This is a genomic window from Gilliamella sp. LMG 34362, from assembly GCF_984569125.1.
In genome coordinates this window covers 2564956-2577013 of the sequence record NZ_OZ474902.1, presented here as the reverse complement: position 1 = coordinate 2577013, position 12058 = coordinate 2564956, and the positions used below count along the sequence as shown (strand labels likewise).

8 protein-coding genes and 1 tRNA gene are annotated in these 12058 nt (G+C 34.5%); all 9 read left to right on the top strand.

Annotation, left to right across the window (positions count from 1 at the left end; all coding sequences use genetic code 11):
• The first annotated feature begins 2 nt into the window (after positions 1-2).
• The 9 genes from mutM to AC5LWZ_RS11720 all read left to right on the top strand — a co-directional run bounded on the left by mutM (position 3) and on the right by AC5LWZ_RS11720 (position 12058).
• Positions 3-812 (top strand): bifunctional DNA-formamidopyrimidine glycosylase/DNA-(apurinic or apyrimidinic site) lyase, encoded by an 810-nt coding sequence (mutM, locus tag AC5LWZ_RS11760; protein WP_294892562.1) that lies wholly within the window; start codon positions 3-5, stop codon positions 810-812.
• 400 nt (positions 813-1212) lie between these two features.
• The gene (gene tolB / locus AC5LWZ_RS11755; protein ID WP_493464212.1) at positions 1213-2508 is read left to right on the top strand and encodes a Tol-Pal system beta propeller repeat protein TolB; all 1296 of its coding nucleotides are present in this window, start codon (positions 1213-1215) and stop codon (positions 2506-2508) included.
• Between the two features lie 164 nt (positions 2509-2672).
• Positions 2673-3146: a peptidoglycan-associated lipoprotein Pal gene (gene pal, locus AC5LWZ_RS11750; protein ID WP_294892560.1), complete on the top strand. Its 474-nt coding sequence runs from the start codon at positions 2673-2675 to the stop codon at positions 3144-3146.
• Positions 3147-3214: 68 nt separating this feature from the next.
• Positions 3215-3946: a tol-pal system protein YbgF gene (ybgF, locus tag AC5LWZ_RS11745; RefSeq protein ID WP_294892559.1), complete on the top strand. Its 732-nt coding sequence runs from the start codon at positions 3215-3217 to the stop codon at positions 3944-3946.
• Positions 3947-4081: 135 nt separating this feature from the next.
• Positions 4082-4157: transfer RNA gene (locus AC5LWZ_RS11740), tRNA-Lys, on the top strand.
• Positions 4158-4491: 334 nt separating this feature from the next.
• Positions 4492-6609, top strand: coding sequence for a TonB-dependent receptor (locus AC5LWZ_RS11735; RefSeq protein WP_493463765.1), 2118 nt, complete (start codon positions 4492-4494; stop codon positions 6607-6609).
• Between the two features lie 525 nt (positions 6610-7134).
• Entirely contained in the window at positions 7135-9399 is a 2265-nt protein-coding gene (locus tag AC5LWZ_RS11730) for an aconitate hydratase (RefSeq protein WP_493463764.1), read from the top strand.
• A gap of 21 nt (positions 9400-9420) precedes the next feature.
• Positions 9421-10683 carry an NADP-dependent isocitrate dehydrogenase gene (gene icd, locus AC5LWZ_RS11725; RefSeq protein WP_493463763.1) on the top strand — a complete coding sequence of 421 codons (1263 nt, stop codon included), beginning with the start codon at positions 9421-9423 and terminating at the stop codon, positions 10681-10683.
• Between the two features lie 19 nt (positions 10684-10702).
• Positions 10703-12058 carry a citrate synthase gene (locus tag AC5LWZ_RS11720; RefSeq protein ID WP_086362290.1) on the top strand — a complete coding sequence of 452 codons (1356 nt, stop codon included), beginning with the start codon at positions 10703-10705 and terminating at the stop codon, positions 12056-12058.

Genomic DNA, 12058 nt, shown 5'->3' with positions numbered 1-12058 from the left:
ATATGCCTGAATTACCTGAAGTTGAGACAAGTCGACGAGGTATTTTACCTTATTTAAAAGGCCAAACTATTGAGCAGATTATTGTCCGAAATCCAAAGCTTCGTTGGCCCATAGATGAAACAATTAACAATACTCAAGGGCAAGTGATAGTAGATGTTAAAAGGCGTGCCAAATATCTGTTATTACAATTGACTCATGATTGGATTGTCATTCATTTGGGAATGTCTGGTAGTTTACGGATATTAGAGACAAATCAACCACCAGCTAAACATGATCATGTCGATTTAGTATTAGTGAATGGAGTGAGATTAAGATATACAGATCCAAGACGTTTTGGAGCATGGCTATGGACTCACTCTATTGAAGAATTAACTCAATTGAAGCAATTGGGACCAGAACCACTAACGGATGATTTTTCAGCTAATTATTTATTTGAAAAAGCTAACAATCGAAAAATACCAATCAAAAGTTGGATTATGGATAATCATATTGTTGTCGGTGTTGGTAATATTTATGCTTCAGAATCATTGTTTTTGGCAAAAATTAATCCAAGTCGAAAAGTTAGTAGTTTAACATTAGTCGAATGTGAACGATTAGTCACAGCAATCAAGCAGGTACTTACGAAATCTATAGAACAAGGTGGGACGACACTTAAAGATTTTGTTCAATCTGATGGTAAACCGGGGTATTTTGTTCAGAACCTCCAAGTATATGGCCGAGAAGGTGAGCAATGCTTAATTTGCCAATCTAATATTAAGTCTAATAGGATAGGACAACGTAACACTTTTTATTGTGAAAACTGCCAAAAATAATTGATAAAAATTACTTATATTTTTCTTCCCTAATAATTTTTTACTTATTGAATAGTAATATAAATTCAACTCTTTTCAGTTACAAATTATATAAAAATACTTATTAACCACTTTTAACTTAGTTTATTTCGAAATAGTATAGATAATAAACAATTTATTTATGGATTTAAAAAGAATATAATAGTATAAATTAAAAAAATCTTTTTTACTCAAAAGGCTATGGACTTGTTACACAATATCGGCTATCTTTCTCGCTGTAAAATTAACTATTTTTTAAAGCATAGTATCTGTTATAAATTAACTGTAACAGTTTAATTTTAAAATACTTTTACTTTTCTTTATATGGGGTTAAGTCTATTTTAACCTAGTGTATTTCGCTTTGATTAAGGAATTTAAGATGATCAAATTTGCTTCTCGCTTTTTGATAGCTTGTTTTGTTTTATTATCAACAATGATGGCTACAGCTGAAGTTAGAATTGTAATTACTGATGGTGTCAGTTCAGCCAAGCCAATCGCTATCGTACCATTTAAATGGACTGGTAGCGGAGAACCTCCCCAATTTGTAGATAATATTGTTGCATCCGATTTACGTAATAGTGGTAAATTTAATCCTATTGATGTGGCAGCAATGCCACAAAAGCCAACTACTGCATCGGAAATTAATCCTGGTGTTTGGAGTAATATGGGCATTTCTGCTGTTGTAGTGGGATCAATTCAACCAGATGTATCAGGAAAATATCTTATAACTTATCAACTAGTTGATACAGTCGATCACCCAGGTTCAGTATTAGCAGAGAATCAATTTTCTATAGAACAACGTTGGTTACGTTATGCCTCTCATACAGCAAGTGATGAAATCTTTGAAGCATTAACCGGGATTAAAGGTGCATTTAGAACACGTATTGCTTATGTGGTAAAAAACAACAAAGGACCTTATACCCATGAATTGCGTGTATCAGATTACGATGGTTATGATCAAATTACTGTGCATCGTTCTAAAGAGCCACTAATGTCACCAACTTGGTCTCCTGATGGTAAAAAATTAGCTTACGTAACTTTTGAAAGTGGTCGTTCTGCCTTAGTCTTAAAGACGTTAGATAGTGGTGCAGTTCAAACTATTGCTTCATTTCCACAACATAACGGCGCACCAGCATTTTCGCCTGATGGTAGTAAATTAGCTTTTGCTTTGTCAAAAGGCGGGAGTTTAAATTTATATATGATGAATTTAAGTTCTAAAAAAATTACCCAAATTACATCAGGACGTAATAATGATACAGAACCTTCTTGGATGCCAGATAATCAAACCATAGTTTATACCTCTGATCAGTCTGGACGTCCGCAACTTTATTCAATAAATATTAGTAGTGGAGCATCGCAACGGGTAACTTGGGATAATACCCAAAATCAAAATGCTCGCGTATCTCCAGATGGCAAGTTTATTGCTGTTATTTCTACTAATAATGGTGAGCAACATATTACTCGATATGATGTAGAAACTAATACATATCAACGATTAACCGATACTTTTCTAGATGAAACACCGAGTATTGCTCCAAATGGTACTATGATTATCTACAGTTCTTCACAAGGTTTAGGTACAATTCTGAATCTTGTTTCTACTGATGGTAATTTTAAAGCAAGGTTACCAGCGACAGATGGGCAAGTGAAATTCCCTTCGTGGTCACCTTATTTATAAGAACGACTAAATTTTGGGCAATAATAACATTATTAAAATTGTGTAAATGTGAAGGTCGTTATAATATATACCTCTAATCTTTCTAGTTAGTAACAAGTGTTACTGTTAAGTCGGTTAGATGTATAAAAATAAGTAAATTTATTTAAAAAAAAGGAGTTAATACAATGCAATTTTCTAAATTTCTTAAAGTAGCTGCGGTTGCTTTACCATTAGTCGCTGTGACAGCATGTTCATCAAACAGCAGCAGCACTGCAGGTGGTAACGGCACTTTATCAAAAGAAGCTTTAGAGCAACTTCAAAAACTACAACAAATTAACACTGTTTATTTTGATTATGATAAATACAATGTTAAAGCAGAATATGAAACATTATTAAATGCACATGCTGTATTTATTCGTTCAACTAACTTAAATGTTATTATTGAAGGTCATGCCGATGAGCGTGGTACACCAGAATATAATATCGCTTTAGGTGAACGTCGTGCGTCAGCAGTTAAATCTTACCTACAAGGTAATGGTGTTTCTGGTGAACAACTATCAATCGTTTCTTATGGTAAAGAAAAACCAGCAGTATTAGGTCACAACGAAGCAGCTTATGCTAAAAACCGTCGTGCAGTAGTTACTTACGCTGGATACTAATCCCATCTAATGACGGCTGAATCATCAGCCGTTTTTTATTTCCAATGTTCACGTTGAGTTTATATAATATGTATAAAAAAATAATCACATTGTCCTTATTTCTTTTGTTTGCTGGTTATGGTTGTGCTGCTGGTAGTTCTGATGTTGATAGAACAATACAAGCTCAAGGGCAGTTAATCATTCAGAATCAACAAAAAATTAGTGATCTACAATCTGATTTAGATACACTTCGTGGCCAATTAGAAGAAACAAGATACCAACTTAATCAAACTATTGAACGTCAAAAAATGATTTTGCAAGAAATAGCTAATGGTACAGGTTTCTCAGCAAATAATTCCAATACAGGCTCACAACAAAGTAGTTCTGATTCGGCTGTAAGTTCTGAGCAATCGTCTTCAAACCTATCTGGATGGACGACATCAGGAGATGATAAAGCTGATTATAATTTTGTTATGCAATTTATAAATGATGACAAGCAAACAGATAATGCTATTGTTGCCTTTCAAAGTTTCTTAAAAGCTTATCCAAAGACCAACTATCGTGCGAATGTTAACTATTGGCTTGGTCAACTTTGTTATAAGAAAGGCCAAAAAGATGATGCTTCATTCTATTATGCAACAGTAGTGAAAGATTTCCCTGCGTCACCAAAAGCTGCAGATAGTCTTTATAAAGTAGGTGTTATCTTACTTGATAAAGGTGATAAAAAGAATGCTAAAGCTGTTTTTCAACAAGTAATAAATAAATACGCTAAAGACAAAAATGCGGTTGAGCAAGCAAATAAAAAGCTAGCATCGTTGTAACAAAGTGTATAAATAACCAGCTATCGAATAAAAATAGCAATAAAAGGGTTGCGTGCTTTTACAATTATAAGTATTATAGCAACCCGAAATTGCTTGAAACATAAAGTAATTTCACAGAAGTTATCTTATCAAAATGGGTTGTTAGCTCAGTCGGTAGAGCAGCGGACTTTTAATCCGTTTGTCGAGCGTTCGAATCGCTCACGACCCACCACTTCTTCTCCATCACTAGAAAAGCAACTCAAGTAAAATCAATAGATGAAGCGATGAGAACGCTGGCGTTCGGCAAATTTGTGTGAATTATTTCCATTATCGTTTATTCAATTTTTATCATTTCTAAAACTTGCTTTAACTAGTAAATTGAACCCTAACTAAAATTAATTAAATTTTCTAATAATATAAAACAATTTCAATAATATATGAGTTGATAACCATTTTTAATTGGTTAAAAAATATAAAATAATTTGTAAAGGTAAATAATAATCATTATCATTATTTGTTGTTATTTTGAAATTAATTAGATAACACAGCAAATAATAGGAAAAATAATGAAATTAGTTAATCAATTAGTCTTACCTTGTATATTGGGCTCATCAGCTTTTATAGTTAACGCCCAAGAAAAAGTTAATGATGATAATGAAATTGAAACTATGAAAGTTGTCGCAACTATTAAGGATAATAATGATCAGCGCATAAAAAAATCATCAACAGCAACTAAAACATCCTTTGATATTAAGGATATACCACAAACGATCAATTCGGTTAATCTTGAACAAGAGAAAATTTATGGACAAAACGACCTAAGTGTTATTGTCAATAAATTGCCTGGTGTAGATGCAACCTATGATATGCGGGATGAAGGCATAAAAATTAGAGGCTTTTCCGCAAGTTCTGGTGATATTTACCGAGATGGTGTTCGTGCAAGCGGACAGGTTAGGCAAAGTACCTCTAATATTGAGCGAATTGAAGTATTAAAAGGGCCTGCCTCGGTACTCTACGGTCGAGGCTCTGGTGGCGGAATAATAAATATGATCAGTAAACAAGCCAACTTTGATTCACCAACGACATTAAGTATTCGTGGTGGATCTTGGGATAAATATGGTGGAATGGTAGATATTAACCATGTTTTACATGATAAGCTTGCGGTACGAATGACCATTGATCATCAATCGGATAAAAGTTTTCGTAAAGGTATTAAACAACGAGATACAATGATTTCTCCAAGTTTATTGTATGATAATTTGGAAGGATTTAATTGGTTAGTACAATATACTAATGATAAATTATGGCGTAAACCAGATCGGGCTCCAGCTTATTATGATTTACCTAAAGGTGTTTCGATTAAAACCGCTTATGCGCATCCAGATGACTATGTCAAAGATAATTTTAATTCATTACGTTCGGTAATGGGATATCAATTCAATCATAATTGGTCTATCAAATTAACGAATATGTATCGTAAAGCTGATCAAAATTTTGATCATCTTTATGCGGGTACTTATTGTGATCTGAATGGAAAAACTAGTAGAAATACCTCTTGTAACTACCAAGGTAAATTGAAATTCCGTCGAGCATGGCAAGAAACCTCAAACAAAACTTATAGTAATACGCTTGATTTAGCGGGTAAATTTGATACAGCAAGTATTGGTCATGATATGTTAATCGGAATTGAATATAATATTGAAAAACGACAACCTCGATTAGCTTTAACTAGTGAATATCCAGAAGTGATTGATCCGTTTCATCCTCACTGGAACTCTAAAAAGCCTCGTTACAATAAATTAAGTACTAAGACAAATCATAAAGCTACATCTAAAGGATTATATTGGCAAGATCTCATTAGTTTTACTGAACAATGGAAATTACTGGCAGGATTACGTTATGATAAGTATGAATTTGCTTCTGATAATAAATTAAATCATCAAAGTCGTTCTTATGATGGTCACTCTTTAAGTCCACGGATAGGATTAATTTGGCAACCAATAGCGTCACAAAGTTTTTATGCTTCTTATAGTAAAAATTTTGCACCTTATGGTGGTCGAGGTTTGATTACCATTGCTACTGATTCTAAGACGGTTTATGATGACAAACCTCAATATTCACGCCAGTATGAAATCGGGATTAAGAGTGATTGGTTTAATGATAAGCTATCTTCTCAAATCGCCCTCTATGACCTTGAACTGTATAATGTTCGTTATCAACCAGATGCCGTCAATGACCCTTATAATTGGCAGGTTAGAGGTAGTGATCGAAGCCAAGGTATAGAATTAAGTGCAATAGGACAATTGAGTAAAAATTGGTATCTCAATAGTGGCATTGGTTATCAACAGGCCAAAGTTAATAAAGATAAAAAAATACCAGATAATAAAGGTAAGTATTTATCTAACACAGCCAAACATAGTGGTCATATTGGTGTTCGTTATTTACCTTACGAAAATTGGTTTACCGAAGTAGAATTTAATTATAAAGGCTCGATGTATAACGATGATAAAAATCTGGTTAAACGTGCTGGTTATGGAACATGGAATGCGGCAGTTGGTTATCAAACACGATCTGTTGATGTAACCTTAGCGGTAACTAATTTATTGGGTAAAGAGTATTGGCGATCAAGTAGTATGCCGGGCACGCCTCGAGCTTTCTTATTAACTGCTAGTTATAAATTATAATTGTTGATAAATATTTGTCAGAGCTAAATTAGGTTAATAAATTAAAAAGGGAATAGTATTCCCTTTTTTAATTATTCTTATCTTCTAACGACTGATTAAATAATTCTGACCAACTAATTTGAATAATGAGATTAATGTTAAAAAACTTAAAATAAAATTTAGATGTAACAAAAAATTATTTATTAATATCAAAAAAACATCCTCCTTTTGCCATTTTATAGCTTAAAAAACCCCTCTCCTCAAAATTTTCACATTATTTTTACTTATACAATTTGCTAATTTTGAATTTTCTTTAATGTGCATAATATTTAATATTCCGCTAGTATAGAATTTGTACTAGTTAACAAGTCTAAACTAATTACTGCTAATAATATTTATAGTAGCAATTACGTTAGGATTGCATAAAATAAAAACAATGCTATATTATATGAATAATTAATCAAAAAAATAGAATAAATATTCAATTATTGTGCTTGTGAATAGAGCTTTAAAGGATATTATAATATCAGCAATGGGAGCTTCATTATGGTTTTCGATATTGATTTAATAAAAGGTATTTATCAGAGTTATCCACAAAAAATTGATGTTATCCGCCAGAAAATTGGAAAACCATTAACATTGACGGAAAAAATTCTCTATGCTCATCTTGCCGAAGATGAAGAACTGAAAGCTTATAAAAGGGGGGAGGATTACGTAAATTTTTCACCTGATCGGGTTGCAATGCAAGATGCAACTGCGCAAATGGCTTTATTACAACTGATGAATTCTGGACGTAAACGAGTTGCTGTTCCATCAACAGTTCACTGTGATCACCTGATACAAGCCTATAAAAATGCTCATGATGACCTGATTATTGCTGAAAGTAATAACCATGAAGTTTATCAGTTTTTACGTGATGTATCGAACAAATATGGTATTGGATTTTGGAAACCTGATGCCGGAATTATTCATCAAGTGGTACTTGAAAATTATGCCTTTCCGGGTGGAATGATGATTGGTACTGATTCACACACACCAAATGCTGGTGGTTTATCGATGATTGCTATTGGTGTTGGTGGGGCTGACGCGGTTGATGTTATGGCTGGTATGCCATGGGAATTGAAAATGCCGAAAATCATCGGTGTAAAATTAATTGGGAAATTATCCGGTTGGGCCTCTCCCAAAGATGTCATATTAAAACTGGCAGGAATATTAACCGTCAAAGGTGGCACTAATTCAATCATTGAATATTTTGGAGAGGGTACTGAGTCGTTGTCTGCTACTGGTAAAGCTACGATTTGTAATATGGGGGCTGAAGTAGGAGCGACCACTTCAATATTTCCTTATAGCCAAAAATCAGCTGATTATCTAACCATGACCGGTCGTCAAGAGGTAGTTGATTTAGCAAATACATTAATCTCTTGTTTTAATCCTGATGCAGCTGTTTTAGATGCTCCAGAAAGCTATTATGATCAAGTTATCGAAATTGATTTGTCGACGTTAGAGCCTTATGTAAATGGTCCATTTACACCTGACTTAGCTTATCCAATTTCACAGCTAGCAAACGCAGTTCAACAACATGATTATCCTGATAATATGGAGGTAGGTCTTATTGGTTCATGTACTAACTCTTCATATGAAGACATGATGCGAGCTGCTTCTGTAATCGATAGTGCCAATAAATTAGGCTTAAAAGTAAATGCAAAACTAATTATTAATCCTGGTTCAGAACAAGTTAAATATACTTCTAAACGTGATGGTATTTTGCAGTGTTTTGAACAAGCAGGAGCAGCTATTATGGCTAATGCCTGTGGTCCTTGTATAGGCCAATGGCGTCGTGATGATGTTGCCGATGAGCACAAAAATTCGATAGTTACTTCGTTTAATCGTAATTTTGCTAAACGAAATGATGGTAGTCCAAACACTTATGCATTTGTGTGTTCGCCCGAAATTGTTGTTGCATTATCGATTGCGGGTAAATTAAGTTTTAATCCAATAACTGATGAATTAGTTAATGATAAAGGTGAAAAAGTTAAGCTGCCGGAACCTATCGGTGATGAGTTACCAAAACGAGGATTTGCTGTCGATGATGCCGGATATATTAAGCCAATTGCTGATGGTAGTTTGGTTGAAGTAAATATTGATCCGCATTCTGAACGTTTACAACAGCTTGTACCTTTTTCCCCATGGGATGGTAAAGATATTCTTTCCCAACCACTGCTGATTAAAGCAACAGGTAAATGTACCACGGACCATATTTCAATGGCTGGTAAGTGGTTAAAATTCCGCGGCCATCTAGATAATATTTCGAATAATATGTTAATTGGTGCCGTTAATGCCTTCAATCAAAAAACTAATAGCGTATTAGACACTCAATCTGGTAATTATATTGAAGTACCTGCTTTAGCCCGTAAATTAAAAGCGCAAGGAATGGGATCGATAGTTGTAGCCGAAGAGAATTATGGTGAAGGGTCATCTCGTGAGCATGCTGCAATGGAGCCTCGTTTTTTGAACGTCAAAGCAATTGTCGTTAAATCTTTCGCTCGTATCCATGAAACGAATCTGAAAAAACAAGGTATGTTAGCGCTAACTTTTGTTAATAAGGATGATTACGACAAAATTCAAGAAGATGACCAAATCAGCATTACTGGACTTAGTGATTTTGCTCCAGGTAAAAATCTAACATTAACCCTTCATCATCATGATGGTAGCATAGAATCGTTTGCTGTTGCACATACTTACAATCACGCACAAATTGAGTGGTTTAAAGCGGGTAGTGCATTAAATAAGCTAAAAGAAGAATTTAAGTAACAGATAAGAGGAAAAGACAATATGAATCAGCAAGTTTCAATTGAAAATGGACAATTAGTCGTCCCAAATCATCCAACTATTCCTTTTATTGAAGGTGATGGTGTTGGCAAAGAGATTTGGCAGGCTGCTCAAACAATTTTTGATAAAGCTATTGAAAAAGCTTATCAAGGTAAGCGTAGTATTCAATGGCAAGAAGTACTTGCTGGCGAAAAGTCATACAACCTAAATGGTACATGGCTTCCAGAAGATACCATGAATGCTTTTAAACATTATCTCGTTGGTATTAAAGGGCCATTAATGACACCTGTTGGTGGTGGGATCCGTTCACTTAATGTTGCGTTACGTCAAGAATTAGATCTTTATGTCTGTTTACGTCCTGTGCGCTGGTTTAAAGGAGTAGAATCACCATTAAAGCATCCTGAAAAGGTCAGTATGACGATTTTCCGTGAAAATACCGAGGATATTTATGCCGGGATTGAATGGCAACAAGGTACAGCTGAAGCTGAAAAGTTTTATCATTTTTTATCTGAACAAATGCACGTGAGCAAAGTACGCTTTCCTAATACCTCGGCTTTTGGTGTTAAACCTGTTTCAATTGAAGGATCGGAACGTTTAATTCGATCTGCCATTAACTATGCACTACAACATAAATTACCGTCGGTTACTTTAGTTCATAAAGGTAATATTATGAAATTTACTGAAGGTGGATTTAAGCAATGGGGCTATGAACTTGCGGAAAGAGAATTTTCTGACGCTGTGTTCACCATGAATCAATATGGCAAAATTCAAAAAGCCGAGGGTAATGCTGCAGCTGAACAAGCATTACAAACTGCTAAATCAGCCGGTAGATTAATTATAAAAGATGTTATTTGTGATGCATTCTTACAAAATACCTTATTAAAACCAGAAGATTATTCGGTTGTTGCAACATTAAACCTTAATGGTGATTATGTTTCCGATCAGCTGGCTGCGATGGTTGGAGGAATTGGTATTGCACCAGGCGCTAATATTAACTATTTAACCGGACATGCTATCTTTGAGGCAACTCACGGAACTGCCCCTGATATAGCTGGTAAAAATCAAGCTAATCCGTCATCACTTTTATTATCTGGCGTGATGATGTTTGAATATTTAGGATGGCATGAAGTTGGGCAACGAATTACTAATGCCATGGAAAGCTTATTTCAATCAGGCAAAGCAACTGCTGATTTAGCACGTTTTATGCACAATGGGCAATCCCTATCAACAACCCAATTTACTCAAGCAGTAATTGATAAATTATAGTTCAAAAGGGAGGTGATTAATGAAAGAAAAGTTTTTGGTTTATAAATTATCGGAAACGATTAAAAACACGAGCAAAATTGAATCACAACTATTTGAACAATTTAATGTAAAACGCGGATTACGTAATGCCGATCATACTGGGGTTTTAGTAGGATTAACTAAAATTGGCGATGTACTAGGTTATGAACGCTTAGATGATGGTTCATTGAAACCCATTGCGGGTAAATTATTGTATCGTGGTATCGATATTGAAGAATTAGTACATAATGCACAGAAAGAACAACGTACAGGTTTCGAAGAGACTATTTATTTACTCTTATCTGGTTCTTTGCCCGATAAAGAAGAATTACGTGATTTCTCACGTTTACTTTGTGAATCAATGGCATTAGAAAAGCAAACCAAGATTGCAATTATGGAGCTTGAAGGGCACGATGTAATGAACATTTTGGCTAGAACTGTTCTAGAAATGTATACTTATGATTCACTGCCAGATGATACTTCTCGTGATAATTTAATGCGTCAATCCATAGATCTGATTGCTAAATTTCCAGCTATTATTGCATATGCTTATAATATGTTAAGTCATAGCGCTAAAGGTAAATCCTTACATATTCGCCATCCTCATGAGGATTTTTCAATTGCGGAAAATTTTCTTTATATGATGAAAGGGTCAGGAGGATATACAGAGTTAGATGTACGAGTACTTGATTTAGCGATGATTATTCATGCTGAGCATGGTGGTGGTAATAACTCGACATTTACCGTTCGGGTAACAAGTTCAACTGGTACAGATACCTACTCATCAATTGCCGCTGGGATTGGTTCATTGAAAGGGCCATTACATGGCGGAGCAAATTTACAAGTCGGAAAAATGCTTAAACATCTTGCTGATGAGATTAAAAATTGGACTGATGTAAATGAAATTGATGCTTATTTACAACGTATTTTAAATAAAGAGGTCTTTGATCAAAAAGGGCTAATTTATGGTATTGGTCATGCTGTTTATACGGTGTCAGATCCACGGGCAATGTTACTAAAAGAGATGGCATATAAATTAGCTCAAGAAAAAGGCCGTGAAAAAGAGTATAACTTCTTAAATTTATTAGAAGAACGAGCTATTCATGCGGTGGTGAATCGTAAAAATGCCAGAACCAAAAAACAAGTTTGTGCCAATGTCGATTTTTACTCAGGGTTTGTTTACGACATGATTGGTTTACCTAAAGAAGTTTATACCCCTCTATTTGCTATGTCGCGAATTGTTGGTTGGTGTGCTCATCGCATTGAAGAACTCAATTTTGATGATCGTCGAATTATACGTCCAGCCTATAAAAACATTGGCCAACTTATGTCATTTACTCCTCTAAAAGATCGTTAG

Coding starts and splice junctions, on each gene's coding strand:
- mutM (WP_294892562.1), top strand. CDS start 3: ATGCCTGAATTACCTGAAGTTGAGACAAGTCGACGAGGTATTTTACCT.
- pal (WP_294892560.1), top strand. CDS start 2,673: ATGCAATTTTCTAAATTTCTTAAAGTAGCTGCGGTTGCTTTACCATTA.
- ybgF (WP_294892559.1), top strand. CDS start 3,215: ATGTATAAAAAAATAATCACATTGTCCTTATTTCTTTTGTTTGCTGGT.
- AC5LWZ_RS11735 (WP_493463765.1), top strand. CDS start 4,492: ATGAAATTAGTTAATCAATTAGTCTTACCTTGTATATTGGGCTCATCA.
- AC5LWZ_RS11730 (WP_493463764.1), top strand. CDS start 7,135: ATGGTTTTCGATATTGATTTAATAAAAGGTATTTATCAGAGTTATCCA.
- icd (WP_493463763.1), top strand. CDS start 9,421: ATGAATCAGCAAGTTTCAATTGAAAATGGACAATTAGTCGTCCCAAAT.
- AC5LWZ_RS11720 (WP_086362290.1), top strand. CDS start 10,703: ATGAAAGAAAAGTTTTTGGTTTATAAATTATCGGAAACGATTAAAAAC.